Raw genomic sequence first — 15,437 nt, forward strand, 5'->3', positions numbered from 1 at the left:
TCACCTGTCCAGCCGCTGGTAGAGGCGGACGGACAGGGTGAAGAAGACGACGGTGATGACGGCCGGCCAGACGAGAGCCATCAGCACGGCGTGCTCAGCCACCCAGGAGTCGCCGCCCCAGCCCGGATTGCCGAACAGTTCCCTGGCCGCCGCCACCGTCGCCGACAGCGGGTTCCACTCGGCGACGGCGCCGAGCCAGCCCGGCATGGTGGCGGGGGCTACGAAGGCGTTGGACAGGAAGCCGATGGGGAACTCCATGGTCTGGATCGCCACCGCCGCCCCCGGGTCCTTGGTGCGCAGCCCCAGGTAGACGCCCGCCCACAGCAGCGAGAAGCGCAGGAGCAGCAGCAGGCCGACCGCGCCCGCCGCGCCGGGGAGCGTCTCCGGGCGCCAGCCGACCGCCAGGCCGCAGAGCAGCAGGCCGGCCAGGATCAGGACCGAGTGCAGCAGGTCGGCCACGGCCCGGCCGGTGAGCACGGCGGAGGGCGCCATGGGCAGCGACCTGAACCGGTCGGTGACGCCCTTGGCCGCGTCGGTGGTGACGGCGATCATCGTGGAGCTGAGACCGAAGAGCATCGTCATGCCGTACATGCCGGGCATGAGGAACGCGAAGTACCCGGCCCCCTCCGGCACCTGCACCGCACCACCGAACAGGTAGCCGAAGGCCAGGGTGATGACGATGGGGAAGGCCACCCCGAAGACCACGGTCATCGGCTGGTTGGCCCAGTGGATCAGATCGCGCCGGGCGATCGTCCACCCGTCCACGATCGCCCAGCGCAGCGTTGTCGCCGTCATCGGCGGTCACCTCCGGTGAGCTGCAGGAAGACCTCGTCGAGGGTCGGACGGCGGAGGGCGACGTCCTCCGCCTCGATGCCGGCCGCGGCCAGCGCGTTCAAGGCTGCGGTGAGCGTGCGCACGCGGTCGCTCACCGGGGCGCTCAGGCGGGCGGTGTCCCGGTCCGGCTCGGCGGGGGCGCCGGTCACTCGCTCGATGATCGCGGCCGCCTCGGCCAGACGCCGCGGGTCGCGGACGACCACGTCGAGCCGGTCACCGCCGATCTTGCTCTTGAGCGCGTCGGGCGTGCCCTCGGCGACCACCCGCCCGGTGTCGATCACCGCGATGCGGTCGGCGAGCTGGTCGGCCTCCTCCAGGTATTGGGTGGTCAGCAGCACCGTGGTGCCGCCCGCCACCAGGTCGCGCACCGCCCGCCAGATCTCCGTGCGGCTGCGCGGGTCGAGCCCCGTGGTCGGCTCGTCCAGGAACAGCACGGGCGGCGCCAGGATCATGCTGGCGGCCAGGTCGAGCCGCCTGCGCATGCCGCCGGAGTACTCCTTGGCCGGCCCGGGGTGCTCAAGACCGAAGCGCTCCAGCAGCTCGGCCGCCCTGGCACGGGCCTGCCTGCCGCCGAGGTGGTGCAGCCGGCCGAACATCTCCAGGTTCTGCCGCCCGGTCAGCAACTCGTCCACCGCCGCGTGCTGGCCGACCAGGCCGATCGTGCGGCGTACCTGACGGGGCTGGGTGACCACGTCGAAGCCGCCCACCTCGGCGCGCCCGCCCGAGGGGCGCAGGAGCGTGGTGAGGATGCGCACGGTGGTGCTCTTGCCGGCGCCGTTGGGGCCGAGCAGCCCGCAGACCGTGCCGGGGGCCACGTCGAGGTCGATGCCGTCGAGTGCCGCCTTCTCGTCGTAGGTCTTGCGCAGTCCCCGTACGCGTACCGCTGTCAAATGCCGCCTCCTTACTGCCGTACACTGTACCGTACACCATACGGCAAGGGACGGCAACCGTACGGTGTACCGTACGAAGGTGAGCGTTGAGTACTCGGGCAAGGGCGACCCGGCGCGCAGCCTCGCGCTGCTCTGGCGCACGAGCGAGCCCACCGGCCGCCGCAAGGGCAAGCCGGAGCTGAGCGTCGAGCGGATCGTGCGCGCCGCCATCGAGGTGGCCGACGCCGAAGGACTGCAGGCGCTGTCGATGCGCCGGGTGGCCGAGCGGCTGAGCGTCGGGACGATGTCCCTCTACACGTACGTGCCGGGCAAACCGGAACTCTTCGACCTCATGCTCGACACGGTCTACGGCGAGACCGCCAGACCGGCGGACGTGCCGGGCGGCTGGCGGGGCAGGCTGGAGCAGATCGCCAGGGAGAACTGGGCCCTCTACCTGCGCCACCCCTGGCTGCTGCAGGTGGCGGCGAACCGGCCGGTGCTGGGCCCCAACCTCACGGCCAAGTACGACCACGAGCTGAGCGCGGTCGACGGCATCGGCCTGACCGACGTCGAGATGGACTCGGTGATCACCCTGATCACCGGCTTCGTGCACGGCACCGCCAGGGGCGCCGTGGAGGCGGCGCAGGCCGAGAGCATGACGGGGCTGAGCGACGAGCAGTGGTGGGCCGCGCACGCGCCCTTCCTCAGCCGCATCGCCGACCCGGCGCGCTTCCCCACCGCCTCCCGGGTCGGGCAGGCGGCGGGCGAGGCGCTCAACTCGGCCTACAGCCCCGAGCACGCCTTCGAGTTCGGGCTCCAGCGCGTGCTCGACGGCATTGAGGCCCTGGTGAAGCAGCGAACCGGCGGCTGAGACTCCAGCACGCCGGCTCGATGCAGGCTTCAGCGGGCCGCGCGTGCGGCCCTCCCGCCTCTCAGTAGGCGGCGGGGGCGGCGCGCAGGCGGACGACGTGCTCGACCAGCGAGATCAGCGTCGCCTTGACCGACTCGCGGTTACGCGCGTCGGTGCGCACGATCGGCACCTGCGGCGACAGCGCCAGCGCCTCCCTCACCTCGCCGTCGGAGTGCGGGAACTGGCCGTCCCAGCCGTTGACCCCGATCACGAAGGGCAGCTTGGCCTCTTCGAAGTAGTCGATGGCGGGGAAGCTGTCGGCCAGGCGGCGCGTGTCGAGCAGCACCACCGCGCCGATGGCGCCGCGGACGAGGTCGTCCCACATGAACCAGAACCGGTGCTGCCCGGGCGTGCCGAACAGGTAGAGGATCAGGTCACGGTCGAGTGAGAGCCGGCCGAAGTCCATCGCCACGGTCGTGGTCTGCTTGTTCGGGGTCAGGCCGAGATCGTCGATGCCCGCGGACGCGTCGGTCATCACCGCTTCCGTGGTGAGCGGGAGGATCTCGGACACCGCCCCCACGAAAGTCGTCTTCCCGACGCCGAAACCACCGGCGACGACGATCTTCGTCGACGTGAGGCCGGGGCTAGAGCCTGCGTAGTCCACTGAGCACCCTTTCGAGCATGTTGAGGTCTGGCTGTCCCTGGCTGAGGCGTGGCTGGTGCAGGCGGACGAGCCCTTCATCTGACATGTCCGCCACGAGCACCCTGGCCACGCCCAGCGGGACGCGGAGCAGGGCCGAGATCTCGGCGACCGACCGGAACGACCTGCACAGCTGCATGATGGCCTCCTGCTCGGGGGTGAGCATGGCCATCTCGTCGTCCGGGATCGACATCGACGAGATCAACGTCTCCATCGCGAGGTGGTAGCGCGGCTCAGACCTGCCGCCCGTCACCGCGTAAGGACGGAACAGGGGCTCCTCTTCCCCGATTCCGTCAGCGCCGTACACGGCCCGCTCCCATCAGTTCCATCACATCACCGGGTCCTGGCGGCCTGCAGCTCCGCGCGCAGGGCCGGCGTCAGTGCCTGTCCAGCCCTGTCTACCAGCAACGTCATCTGGTACGCCACGAGTCCCATGTCACAATCAGGACCCGCCAGAACCGTGAGCACCGAGCCGTCACTGATCGCCATGACGAGCAGCAGACCGCGCTGCATCTCGACCACGGTCTGCGTGACCGCGCCACCCTCGAACACCCGCGACGCGCCCACGGTCAGGCTCAGCAGCCCCGCGGCGACCGCGGCGAGCTGGTCGGCCCGGTCCGGCGGGAACCCCTCGGACGCGGCCAGGCAGAGCCCGTCGGCCGAGACGACGACGGCATGGGCCACTCCGGGCGTGTGCCGGACGAAGTCGGTGATCAGCCAGTCGAACCTGTTGGCCTCACTGCTAAGGGTTGTCACGCATCCTCCCCGGCGGGACGCTTACTCACTCTTGTCCTCCTGTCCACGAATCTCCTGGCGACCCCTGCGCACACCCTGCTGGAAGCTGGCCAGCCTGCTGCGGATCCGGTCAGCGGAGACCGGAGGCGGCGGCGGTGCCTGCCGCTGCTCCTGCTGCTGCGGTGCCTGCGCGGGCCGGCTGCTCGCCGTGCCAGGCACCAGGTTGGCCTTGGGGGTGCGCTTGGGGAGCCCGGCGGCGGTGATGCCACCGAGGCTTGGCTCGGCGGCCGCTTTCGCCGCTTGCCAGCCGGCGTCCGCGGCCGTCCGCCACGCTTCCTCACCAGAGGGTACGGCGTGCGCGGCCGTGGACTCTCCCGGCCCCTCCGCCGCCTCGCCCGGCGGCCTGCGGAACCAGGCCGACTCCACCGCGGCGAAGATCGGCAGGTAGTCCTCCCGCCCCTGCTCAGGCGGGGTGTCCGCCGAGGGGGCCGGGTCGGGCGTACGCACGTCGTTGGTCGAGTAGGACGAGGGCTGCGGCGTCTGGAACGCGCCATTACCAGATGCGCCGGGAGGAGCACTGGGGTACGAGGGGTAGGCGCCGGAGTCGTACGTCCCCTGATGCCTGCGGTAGGCGCCGCCGTCGGTGTCGGCGGTGAAGCCGTTGACCCCGGCACGGCCCGGGTCGGAGGGGAACGATCCGTACGAAGGCCCGCCGTCGAACGACCGCGCCCCGGTCTGGGGTCCGGTCTGGGGTCCGGTCTGGGGGGCCGCAGGGCCGCCGTTCGCCGGAGGAGCCTGCGGCGGCGCGCCGTCGAAGGACCTCGGCCCCTGTCCAGGCGCGCCGTCGAACGAGCCGGGCGAGCGCCTGGGCAGGCCGCCCGGCCTGACGTGGCCACCGTTGACGGGCCCGTTCACGGGCCCGTTCACGGGGTGCGCCGGCCCGCCCTCGGCCGGACGGCCGGGAGCGCCGTCGAAGGACGAAGGCCCCTGCCTGCCTGGCCCGCCTTCGAACGCGGACGGACCCTGCGGCGCGGAACCGCTGTCGAACGCGGACGGGCCCTGCGGCGCGGGACCGCCCCCGAACGCCGGGGCGCCGGGCCGCACGGGACCGCTGTCGAACGTCGAGGGACCCTGCCGCGCCGGGCCGCTGTCGAACGCGGCAGATCCAGGCCGGTGTCCGTTGTCGAAAGAACCCGCGCGTGGCCCCGCCGCGTCGAAGGAGTCGAAGCTGGCGAACGACCGGAACGACCCGTTCTGCGCGGGCGCGCCCGCCTGCGACGGCACGGTCCCGCCGCCGAACGCGGGCCGCTGCGGCAGCGGCTGCTGCTGGGTGCCGTCGGCGATCAGCGTCGGCGGCAGCAGCACCATGGCGATCAGGCCGCTGCCCTCGCCCCTGCGCAGCTGCACCCGGATGCCGTGGCGCAGCGCCAGGCGGCCGACCACGAACAGGCCCATGCGCCGGGAGACCGACACGTCCACGACGGGCGGCTCGGCCAGCCGGCGGTTGGCCTCGGCCAGTTCCTCCTCGGTCATGCTGATGCCGCTGTCGGTGACCGACAGCAGGGCGCCGCCGCCCTCGATGAGGCTGCTGGTGACGATGACCTGGGAGTTGCTCGGGGAGAACTGGATGGCGTTCTCGACCAGCTCGGCGACCAGGTGGACGAGGTCGTTGGCGCAGCTGCCGAGCACGGAGGTGGCGCGGTGCACCCGCACCTGGACCCGCTCGTAGCCCTCGACCTCCGACAGCGCGGCGCGGACGACGTCGACCAGCTTGGCCGGCTGGCTGCGCCGGCGGGTGGCGTCGTGGCCGGCGAGGACCAGGAGGTTCTCGGAGTTGCGGCGCATGCGGGTGGCCAGGTGGTCGAGCTTGAACAGGTCGGCCAGCCGGCCGCCGTCCTGCTCGCCCTTCTCCAGGCCGTCGATGAGCGAGATCTGCCGCTCGACCAGGGTCTGGGTGCGGCGGGAGAGGTTGACGAACATCGAGCTGATGTTGCTGCGCAGCTCGGCCTCCTCGCCCGCCAGGCGGACGGCCTGCCGGTGCACCTGGTCGAAGGCCCTGGCCACCTCGCCGATCTCGTCGTCGCCGTCCACGGCGATGGGCTGCACCTCACGCACGGAGGCGGGGTCGCCGCTGACGCGCAGCTGGCGCACCACGTCGGGCAGCCGGAACCCGGCCACCTCCAGCGCCTCGGTGCGCAGCCGCCGCAGCGGGCCGACCATCGAGCGGGCGATGGCCACGGTGAGCAGCAGCACGACCGCGAGCAGCGCGAGGATGAGGATCCCCGCGATGATCGCGTTGCGGATCTCCTGCGAGCGCAGCTCCTGGCTGCGCAGGTTCACCTTGTCCGCCAAGCCCTTCTCGATGCCGTGCAGCAGGTCGATGGCGGCGGTGTTGCTGTCGAACCACTCCTGCCGCTCGGCCCTGGCCGAGATCAGGTTGTCGACGATGCGGGCGCCCGGCTCCTTGCCGCTGACCAGCGCGATCGCCCGGGACTTGGTGAGCTGGATGTTGACGTACTCGGGCTTGGAGGCCAGCGCCTTGGACAGTTCCAGGCCGACCTCGACGCCGGCCTCGGCGCCCACGGTGGCGATGTCGCTCTGCTGGCGGGCGTTGGAGGCGATGAACTGCTCGACCTCCTTGGCGTCCACGCTCGCGGCGTCGTAGGACGCCTGCAGGAGCTGGACGCGCTGGCGGGAGATCTCCTCCTTGGCCGCGACGAGCGCGCTGAGGCCGCGGAACTGGCCGACGATCTGCGAGTCGTCCGACATCAGCGAAAGCTCGTCGTGCAGCTTGATCAGGGTGTCGGTGAGGAAGTCGTAGCGGATGGTGTTCCTCTGGCCCTCTTCCCTGATCTTGGGCAGCCGGCCGAGGTCGTACCTGACCTGCTCGACGGCCTTGACCACGCGGGGACCGTAGGACTCGTCCATGGTGTCGAGGTCCGCGCGGACGGCCTTGACCAGCGTGTCCACGGCGGCCTTGCGCTGGGCGAGCGGCGTGGCGAGCTTCTTGCGCATGGCCCGGCTCGCGCCGACCCAGCCGCCTGTGTCGCGCTCCAGCCCCAGCGCCTGCACCAGGTCACGGATGCGGCCGGCCTGCTCGGCGGCGGTGGCCGTGCGGTCATAGACGGCGATGCTCTGGACCGAGCCCACCACACGCGCTCCCCCGAGCACGACTGCGGCGATGGTCGGCACCAGGATGAGCGCGGTGAGCCGCCACCGCACCCGCCAGTTCCGCAGGCCGAGCCGCTGCAGCAGCCGCTTCGCGCGGCCTGGCTGCGCGGCCGTGCCGCTGCCCGAATTCCCCGTAGTCACCGCTCCCGCTACCCCTCAATCGTCCCGTCCGCAACGGGTCGTCAGACCGACCACAAGGTATCCGCAGCATCTGACTTAACAGGCATATCGGACACAATCGTTACAAACGTGACCGGTTGTCGTGTGTTGTTGGTTATCGCAGTGCGGCAAGGACTTGATCGCGGACTTGGGCCCTTTGCGCGTCGTCGCTGAGGGGGCGACCAGCGCGGTCCACAACGTAGAAGACGTCCACCGCCTCCGCGCCGAGAGTCTCCACGCGAGCGGCCCTCACGTCAAGACCGCACTCACCGAACGCCCGCCCGATGCGCCACAGGAGCCCCGGCCTGTCATGGGCCCTGACTTCGACCACCGTGGCGGTCGCCGAGGCGTCATCCACCAAGGTCACACGGGGCGGAGCGACCGGTACGCGAGGCGGCCTGACGGCCCTCGCGCGGCGGGCCAGTCGTTGCTCTATGTCAAGACGGCCGGCAAGGACGAGACGGAGATCGGCTTCGAGGGTCGCGGGGTCCGGCGGGGAGCCGTACTCGGGGATGACGGAGAACTCGATCACCGCCGTCGAACCGGCGGACGCCGACGACGCCGAGCGCACCACGAGCCGGTGCGCCGACAGCACGCCGGCGGCGCTCCACAGCAGGCCCACCCGGTCGGGCGCGACGACCGTGACCGCTCCCCCGTGCACCCGGACGGCCCCACCTCCATGGCGGGCGAGACCGGCCTGCTCGGGCGAGAGCGTCGGCGGCTTGGGCGGGGGCGAGCCGGCCAGCACCGAGCGCACCCGGCGGACGAGGTCGGCCACCAGGCCGGCCTTCCACGAGTTCCAGGCGGCCGGGCCGGTCGCGATGCCGTCGGCGACAGCCAGCGCGGCCAGCAGGTCGAGCACCTCGCGCGAGCCGACCGTGCCCGCGACCTTCTCGATCGTGACGGGGTCGTCGAGGTCTCTGCGGGTGGCGGTCTCGGGCAGCAGCAGGTGGTGGCGTACGACGGTGGCCAGCGTCTCGACGTCGGCGGACGGCAGGCCGATGCGGGTCGCGATGTCGCGGACCACCACCTCGCCGGTCGCCGAATGGTCGCCGGGCCAGCCCTTGCCGACGTCGTGCAGCAGCGCCGCGATCAGCAGCAGGTCGGGCCTGGAGACCTCGCGGGTGTGGCTGGCGGCGTTGGCCGCGGCCTCGATCAGGTGACGGTCGACCGTGAACCGGTGGATCGGGTTGCGCTGGGGGCGGTGGCGTACGCGCTCCCAGTCAGGAAGCAACTTGACAATGATGCCCGCCTGATCGAGCTCCTCCCACACGGGCACGGCGGCGCGGCCCGCGCCGAGGATCGACACCAGCGCGTCGCGGGCCTCCTCGGGCCAGGGCACCGGCATCGGCGCCGACTGAGCTGCGAGCACGGAGACGGTCGCGGGCGCGAGCGGCAGCCCCGAGTCGGCCGCGGCGGCCGCGGCGCGCAGCACCAGGACGGGATCCTTACGCGGATCGACGCCCCTGGCGAGCACCACCTCGCCGCCGTGCTCCACCACGCCGTCGGCCAGCGGGCGGCGCCCGCGTGGAGCCGGGCCTGACACCAGCCTGTCAACGGTGCGCCAGGTCGCGTCGAAGGCGTGGGAGATCGTGCGGCCCGCCTCGGCCAGCCGGCGCATCAGCGCCTCGGCGTCGAGCAGGCCGAGCAGCCCGGCCACCGCGTCCTGCTCCTGGAGCACCAGGCGGTCGGTGCCACGGGCGGTGACGACGTGCAGCGCGTGCCGCACGTCGAGGATGAACTCGTACGCCTCGCGCGCCCGCGGTCCGGGGGCCGAGGCGACCCATGCGGCGGCCACCGCCTGCATGGCCTGGACGTCGCGGAGCCCGCCGCGGCCGTCCTTGAGATCGGGCTCCAGCAGGAATGCCAGCTCCCCGCTGGCCTGCGCCCGCTGGTCGGCGGCCTCCCGCAGCTCGCCGAGCCGGCGCCGCGAGTCGGCCCGCCATTCGGCCAGCACCGCCTCCCTGGCCTTCCTGGTCAGGTCGGGGTCGCCGGCCACGTGCCTGGCCTGGATCAGGCCGAGCACGGCCTTGAGGTCCTGCCTGGCGACCGAGACCGCCTCTTCCACCGTGCGCACGGAGTGGTCGAGACCGACCGCCGCGTCCCAGATCGGATACCAGATCCGGTCGGCGATCCTCGCCACGTCGGCCCGGCCGGTGTGGAGCAGCACCAGGTCGAGGTCGCTGCCCGGCGCCGGCTCCCCCCTTCCCAGGCTGCCGACGGCGACCAGGGAGACCTGGTCGCCGTCGCTCGCCGTGCGGAAGAGATCCTTGAGCCAGCGGTCGGTGTCCGCGGTCCGCTCCTTGCGGGCCGCGGCGTACGAACGGGCCTCTCCCCTCACTGCAGTGCCCCCTTGCAGAGCTCCGCTCGGACGCCCTCGTCCGGGCTTCGCCTCGGGTCCTTCCCCCTGTGAACCCCCCGCCGGACGTCGTCGGCCGGTCGGGCCTCGCTCCGCGCGGACGCCCCCGGGAGGGTGCCCGCGCTTCGCCGCGGTTTCATCACAGGGCTTCCGGACCCCGTTCGCCGGTGCGTACCCGGATGACGGTGTCGACGGGGACGGACCAGACCTTGCCGTCGCCGATCTTGCCGGTGTGCGCCGCCTTGGTGATGACGTCGATCACGTCCTCGGCGTCGTCCTCCTCGATGAGGACCTCGAGGCGCACCTTGGGCACCAGGTCGACCTGGTACTCGGCGCCGCGGTAGACCTCGGTGTGGCCGCGCTGCCGGCCGTAGCCGCTGGCCTCGCTGACCGTCATGCCTTTGATGCCGAACTGTTCGAGCGCGGCCTTCACGTCATCGAGCTTGAAGGGCTTGATGATCGCGGTGATGAGCCTCATGCGTCCACCTTCTTCGTGGCGGGAGCCGTGACGGGGCCGTTGGGGGAGCTCACGCCGGAGGCGTGAACGGTGCCGAGGTCGTAGCCGGTCTCGGCGTGGGTGGTGATGTCGATGCCGGTGACCTCGTCCTCGGCCTTGATGCGGAAGCCCATCGTCTTGTCGATGATCTTGCCGATGATCCACGTGATGACGAAGGAGTAGAGGCCCACGGCCACCGGGCCGAGCACCTGGAGCCCGAGCTGGCCGAAGCCGCCGCCATAGAACAGGCCCTGGCTCTGCTCGTCGGTGGCGGGGTAGGCGGCCACGAAGCCGAGCGCGACGGCGCCGATCACGCCGCCGACCAGGTGCACGCCGACCACGTCGAGGGAGTCGTCGTAGCCGAGCTTGTACTTCAGGCCCACGGCGTAGGCACAGACGGCGCCGGCGAGCAGGCCGATGAGCATGGCCGCCCAGGGGTCGACGAAACCACAGGCCGGGGTGATGGCGACCAGACCGGCGACCGCGCCGGAGGCCGCGCCGAGGCTGGTGGCGTGGCCGTCACGCAGCTTCTCCACCGTGAGCCAGGCGCCGACCGCGACCGCGGTGGCGACCTGCGTGTTCATGAAGGCCAGACCGGCGATGCCGTCGACGACCAGCTCGGAGCCTGCGTTGAAGCCGAACCAGCCGAACCACAGCAGGGCCGCGCCGAGCAGCACCAGCGTGAGGTTGTGCGGCCGCATCGGCTCCTTGCGCCAGCCCTGGCGCTTGCCCAGCACCAGCGCCAGCGCGAGCGCCGCGGCTCCCGCGTTGATGTGGACGACCGTGCCGCCCGCGAAGTCCTCGATGCCCATCGAGTTGAGCCAGCCGCCGCCCCACACCCAGTGGGCGACGGGGAAGTAGACGATCGTGGCCCAGATGACGCCGAACAGCATCCACGCGCCGAACTTCGCGCGGTCCGCGATGGCACCGCTGATCAGCGCGACGGTGATGATGGCGAACGTCATCTGGAAGGCGGAGAAGACGAGGCTCGGCATGCCGGTGCCGTCGTCACTGGTCGCGGTGTCCACCAGGCTCTGCAGGCCCAGGGCGTCGAAGCCGCCGACGAAGGCGTTGAGCGCTGAACTGGGGTTTTCCGTGAAAGCGAGTGAGTGGCCGTAGAGCATCCAGGTGATGCTCACGACGACGATGGCGCCGAACGACATCATCATCATGTTCAGGACACTCTTGGCCCTGGTCATGCCCCCGTAGAAAAGCGCGAGGCCCGGTGTCATCAACAGCACCAATGCGGTGGCCGCGAGCATCCAGGCAGTCGTGCCGCTGTCGATCTTCACGACGCGACCCTCCTTACATGTGACGTGTGGCCACAGCGTGTTCGCCCGGAGTTTCGTGGCTCGACCAGGTGTGTTTCACATTCGTGAATCTCAGCGCAGAGGTGTTTCGCACGCGTTTCGGACGTCTCACAGAACGCTTTTGAGCACGGCGATATCGTCCGTGCCATACTTAGGTTTGCCTTACCTAACGATCAAGGAACGCCCATGCGCCTACGCCTGGCCATCGCCGCCATGCTGCCCGCTCTCGCCCTCGCCGCCTGTGGCACGTCCACCACGGCCGAGGACGCGGGCCCCACCCGTACCGTCAAGCACGCCATGGGTGAGACGAAGGTGCCCATGACGCCGAAACGGGTTGTCGTGCTCGACACCGACAAGCTCGACTCCATGGTCTCGCTCGGCCTCGCGCCCGTCGGAGCCGCCCAGGCCCAGGAGAACCAGACCTGGCCCGAATACCTCGGCTCCGCCCTGGCCGGCACCAAGCCCGTGGGCACCCTCCAGCAGCCGAACATCGAGGCCATCATCGCGCTCAAGCCCGACCTCATCCTCGGCTCGAAGTTCCGCCAGGCCGCCTTCTACGACAAGCTCTCCAAGATCGCCCCGACCGTGTTCACCGAGCGGGTCGGCATCACCTGGAAGGAGAACTTCCTGCTCGACGCCGAGGCTCTGGGCAAGAAGGAGCAGGCGCAGCAGCTGCTGACGGCGTACGGGACGCGCGCCAAGGAGGTCGGCGCCAAGTACGCCAAGCTGCAGGTCAGCATCGTCCGGTTCATGCCGACCGAGATCAGGATGTACGGGCCGCAGTCGTTCAGCGGCATCGTGGTCGGCGACGCCGGCATCCCGCGACCCGAGGCGCAGCAGCTCAACGACCAGGAGGACCGGCGCTTCGGCAAGCTGAGCCAGGAGAACATCGCCAAGGCCGACGGTGACGCGATCTTCTACAGCGCGTACGGGGAGAACGCCGCCAAGGCGCAGGCCGAGGTCACCGGCGGCCCCCTGTGGAAGAACCTCGGGGCGGTCAAGTCCGGCAACGCCCACAACGTGGACGACGAGATCTGGATGACCGGCATCGGCGTCACCGCCGCCGGCAAGATCCTCGACGACCTCGACAAGCACCTCGCCCCGCTGGCGTGACCCCGAAGCTGGCGTGACTCCGAAGGTGGAGGCGGCCCGGCCGTTCGAGGGCGGCCGGAGGGCCGGGCGTTCAGAGGAGGGTGACCTGGTCGCCCTTCCTGACGCGGCCGGGGCGGGTCACCCGCGCGTACACCCCGGCGCACGGCTGCGGCCCCATGTCGAACACCGCCACCCGGTTGTGCCTGGCCACGGTGCGCAGCGCGTCGGTGTCGCGGACCAGCGCGCCGTGCTCCAGCGTCGGCACCGCGCAGCGCGGGCTGGTCACGATGACGTGCAGCTCCACCTCGTCGCCGACGCGCAGCCGCCGGTCCACCCAGCCGTTCTCGACGAACCCCTCCCCCTCGGTGGCGATCACCAGGTTGGGGCGGTAGCGCACGTCCTCGACCCGCCCGCGCGGCCCCTGCGCGCCGATCGCGCCGAGGGCGGAGGTGGTGATGAGGTGGAGGGGCGCGAAGTCGAAGAACGTGCCCGCGGGAGCGCCCGCCCCCAGCGTCCCCACCGTGTACGGCACCTCCGCCTCGATCCCTTCGGCCAGCACCCGCTCCGGCACCGACCGCTCCAGCTCGGCCCCCTCCGGCGGCACGTCGATCACCCGCACCTCGCGCCCGAGCAGCTCCGACAGCTCGGCGTCACCGGGCACCCGAGCACCTTCGAGGGTGAGCAGCCGCCGCCACAGCCGTGGATTCTTGGCACTGGCGATCTTCCCGGTGGCCACGTCGAGCACCGCCCGCGCCCGGTCACCGGCCAGCCCGCGCTCGCTCACCACGCTCTCGGCGAGCTCTTCGCCCAGCATCGACTTCACGGGATAGCGGCGCAGAATCTCCACATGCATGCACAAAAGCCTAGGGCCCGCCGACGCGCCTCCCCCTCCGGGACGTCAGCGGGCCCTCAGCTCGGTCGTCGGCTCGGTCGTCAGGCGGCGGCCGTGGCCATCTTGCGCAGGCGGGCCAGCGCGTCGCGCTCGATGCGGCGGGCGCGGTCGCGGCCGATGCCGTAACGCTCGCCCACCTCGGTCAGCGTGTGCTCGCGCCCGTCGACCAGCCCGTAGCGCCAGCGCAGCATCTCGCTGGTCGGCCCCTCAAGACCGGTGAGCCACTGGTCGAGCCGCTCACGCTCCAGGATGTCGATGGCCTGCTGCTCGGGATCGGCCCACGTCTCGTCGGCGATCATGTCGCCCAGCTCGGTCTCGTCCTCATCACCCACGCCGAGCTGCAACGACACCGGGTCGGACGCCCAGCGGCGCAGCTCGCGCACCCGCTCGATCGGCAGGTCGAGGATGCCGGCGAGATCGTCGTCGGTCGGCTCGGCGTCGAACTCGGCCAGCATGTCGCGCCGGACCCGCATGAGCCGGGTCATCTGCTCCCCCGCGTGGGTGGGCAGCCGCACCGGGCGGGCCTGCTCGTGGATGGCCCGGCCGACGGACTGCCTGATCCACCACGTCGCGTACGTCGAGAACTTGTAACCGCGCCGGTAGTCGAACTTCTCCACCGCCCGCACCAGGCCCAGGTTCCCCTCCTGGACGAGGTCGATCAGCGGCATGCCCCGGCCCGAGTATTTCCTGGCCACCGCCACCACCAGGCGCAGGTTGGCCTGGATGAACTCCTCCTTCGCCCGCCGGCCGGAAATGGCCAGCCGCTCAAGCTCCTCGTCGGCCGCGTCCCCGATGCGCGGCTCCGTGCCCCCGCTGTCGAGCAGCTGCTCGGCGAACAGACCCGCCTCGATCCGCTTGGCGAGCTCCACTTCCTCCTCCGCCGTGAGCAGCGGGACCCGGCCGATCTCGGCCAGGTAGGTCCCCAGCAGATCGCGCTCGGCGACGTGCTGCTCCTGCGTGCGACTCCCCGTAGGCCTTGCCATCCCCTGGCACCTCGTTCCGCAGCTGCGTTCTATATCCGGCCAACGTCCGACCAGAAGCAAAGATTCCCTAAAGCACTACGTCTGCGGGAGGGTTCTGGATGTCCTCCTCAAGGAGGAGAGGGCGCTGAAACCCCTGGTGAACGAGGGATGGGCCGGGCCGGCCCTGCCGGGAGGGGACGCCGGGGCCACCCTACGTCCCCACGGCCGCGCGCGCGGACTCAGTTCACCGGACCGCCCCTGGGACGCAGGGTCAGCTCGGTGAGGTGCGCGTCGGGCCCTGCGGTGATCGTCGCGACGACGGCCCGCGCCACGCTCTCCGGCCGCAGGTAGCGCTCGGGCTCGAACTCCCCGCCCTCGTACGCCCGCACGCCCCGCTGCATGTCGGTGGCCGTCCTGCCGGGATAGACGGTGGTGACCCTGAGCAGGGGCTCCTCCAGCCGCAGCACGTCGGCGAACGCCTTCAGGGCGAACTTGCTGGCCGCGTACGCGCCCCAGTCGGGGTTGGCCCGCTGCCCGGAGCCCGAGTTCACGCACACGACGTGCCCGCCCGCCTGCCTGAGCGCGGGCAGCAGCAGCCTGGTCAGCTCGGCGACGGCGACCACGTTGACCTCGTACGTGCGCCGCCAGACGTCGGCGCTCTGATCGGCGATGCGGCCGAGGGTGGCCACGCCGGCGCTGTGGACGAGCACGTCGAGCCGGTCGATGTCAGCGACGTCGGCCTGCGTGACCCCGGTCAGCTCCACCGGCCAGGGCCGCGCCCCGGGCAGCTCGGCGGCGAGCGCGGACAGCGCCTGCTCGTCACGGCCGCCGAGCAGGACGTCGTGGGTGGGGGCCAGGGCCCGCGCGACGGCCGCGCCCACCCCTCGGGAGGCGCCGGTGACCAGCGCCTTCGGTCGTTCAGTCATAGCGGCAGCTTATTGACCTTGAGCGCCACGCGGAGGCACTGCGGGCTGGGCACGGGGCCTTGAGGTCCGGTCCGCCGCCGGG

14 protein-coding genes are annotated in these 15,437 nt (G+C 71.5%); 2 read left to right on the forward strand and 12 right to left on the reverse strand.

From position 1 onward, the window contains the following. Window positions 1–795 (reverse strand): ABC transporter permease, encoded by a 795-nt coding sequence (locus ACFFR3_RS01865; protein ID WP_364384552.1) that lies wholly within the window; start codon window positions 793–795, stop codon window positions 1–3. Then, window positions 792–1,724: an ATP-binding cassette domain-containing protein gene (locus ACFFR3_RS01870; protein WP_364384549.1), complete on the reverse strand. Its 933-nt coding sequence runs from the start codon at window positions 1,722–1,724 to the stop codon at window positions 792–794. The genes ACFFR3_RS01865 and ACFFR3_RS01870 overlap by 4 nt, the downstream gene beginning before the upstream one ends. A 79-nt stretch (window positions 1,725–1,803) precedes the next feature. Here ACFFR3_RS01870 and ACFFR3_RS01875 point away from each other — a divergent pair, with 79 nt between their 5' ends. Further along, window positions 1,804–2,574 (forward strand): TetR/AcrR family transcriptional regulator, encoded by a 771-nt coding sequence (locus ACFFR3_RS01875; RefSeq protein ID WP_345397862.1) that lies wholly within the window; start codon window positions 1,804–1,806, stop codon window positions 2,572–2,574. Window positions 2,575–2,635: 61 nt separating this feature from the next. Here the strand turns inward: ACFFR3_RS01875 and ACFFR3_RS01880 are convergent, their stop codons facing one another. The 7 genes from ACFFR3_RS01880 to ACFFR3_RS01910 all read right to left on the reverse strand — a co-directional run bounded on the left by ACFFR3_RS01880 (window position 2,636) and on the right by ACFFR3_RS01910 (window position 11,465). Then, entirely contained in the window at window positions 2,636–3,217 is a 582-nt protein-coding gene (locus tag ACFFR3_RS01880; RefSeq protein WP_364384545.1) for a GTP-binding protein, read from the reverse strand. After that, window positions 3,198–3,560, reverse strand: a complete 363-nt coding sequence (locus tag ACFFR3_RS01885; protein ID WP_345397859.1) for a DUF742 domain-containing protein — start codon at window positions 3,558–3,560, stop codon at window positions 3,198–3,200. The genes ACFFR3_RS01880 and ACFFR3_RS01885 overlap by 20 nt, the downstream gene beginning before the upstream one ends. Before the next feature lie 26 nt (window positions 3,561–3,586). Next, window positions 3,587–4,009, reverse strand: a complete 423-nt coding sequence (locus ACFFR3_RS01890; RefSeq protein ID WP_345397856.1) for a roadblock/LC7 domain-containing protein — start codon at window positions 4,007–4,009, stop codon at window positions 3,587–3,589. Window positions 4,010–4,030: 21 nt separating this feature from the next. Next, the gene (locus ACFFR3_RS01895) at window positions 4,031–7,300 is read right to left on the reverse strand and encodes a sensor histidine kinase (protein WP_345397853.1); all 3,270 of its coding nucleotides are present in this window, start codon (window positions 7,298–7,300) and stop codon (window positions 4,031–4,033) included. Between the two features lie 133 nt (window positions 7,301–7,433). Continuing rightward, window positions 7,434–9,659: a [protein-PII] uridylyltransferase gene (locus ACFFR3_RS01900; RefSeq protein ID WP_364384537.1), complete on the reverse strand. Its 2,226-nt coding sequence runs from the start codon at window positions 9,657–9,659 to the stop codon at window positions 7,434–7,436. A gap of 157 nt (window positions 9,660–9,816) precedes the next feature. Then, window positions 9,817–10,155: a P-II family nitrogen regulator gene (locus ACFFR3_RS01905; protein ID WP_345397847.1), complete on the reverse strand. Its 339-nt coding sequence runs from the start codon at window positions 10,153–10,155 to the stop codon at window positions 9,817–9,819. Beyond that, entirely contained in the window at window positions 10,152–11,465 is a 1,314-nt protein-coding gene (locus ACFFR3_RS01910) for an ammonium transporter (RefSeq protein ID WP_364384532.1), read from the reverse strand. Before ACFFR3_RS01910 ends, ACFFR3_RS01905 begins: the two co-directional genes overlap by 4 nt. Before the next feature lie 204 nt (window positions 11,466–11,669). On the opposite strand from ACFFR3_RS01910, the gene ACFFR3_RS01915 reads away from it, so the two are divergent. Continuing rightward, entirely contained in the window at window positions 11,670–12,596 is a 927-nt protein-coding gene (locus tag ACFFR3_RS01915; RefSeq protein ID WP_379482495.1) for an ABC transporter substrate-binding protein, read from the forward strand. 70 nt (window positions 12,597–12,666) lie between these two features. Here the strand turns inward: ACFFR3_RS01915 and ACFFR3_RS01920 are convergent, their stop codons facing one another. From ACFFR3_RS01920 to ACFFR3_RS01930, 3 genes are all read right to left on the reverse strand, one after another. Continuing rightward, on the reverse strand, window positions 12,667–13,428 hold the full coding sequence (locus ACFFR3_RS01920; protein WP_379482496.1) for an MOSC domain-containing protein: 762 nt from the start codon (window positions 13,426–13,428) through the stop codon (window positions 12,667–12,669). 80 nt (window positions 13,429–13,508) lie between these two features. Further along, window positions 13,509–14,450: a sigma-70 family RNA polymerase sigma factor gene (locus tag ACFFR3_RS01925; protein WP_345397839.1), complete on the reverse strand. Its 942-nt coding sequence runs from the start codon at window positions 14,448–14,450 to the stop codon at window positions 13,509–13,511. A 218-nt stretch (window positions 14,451–14,668) separates the two neighbouring features. Beyond that, window positions 14,669–15,355 (reverse strand): SDR family oxidoreductase, encoded by a 687-nt coding sequence (locus ACFFR3_RS01930; protein ID WP_364384523.1) that lies wholly within the window; start codon window positions 15,353–15,355, stop codon window positions 14,669–14,671. Window positions 15,356–15,437 lie beyond the last annotated feature (82 nt).

The organism is Nonomuraea salmonea, from assembly GCF_042428605.1.
GTDB classification, from domain to species: domain Bacteria; phylum Actinomycetota; class Actinomycetes; order Streptosporangiales; family Streptosporangiaceae; genus Nonomuraea; species Nonomuraea salmonea.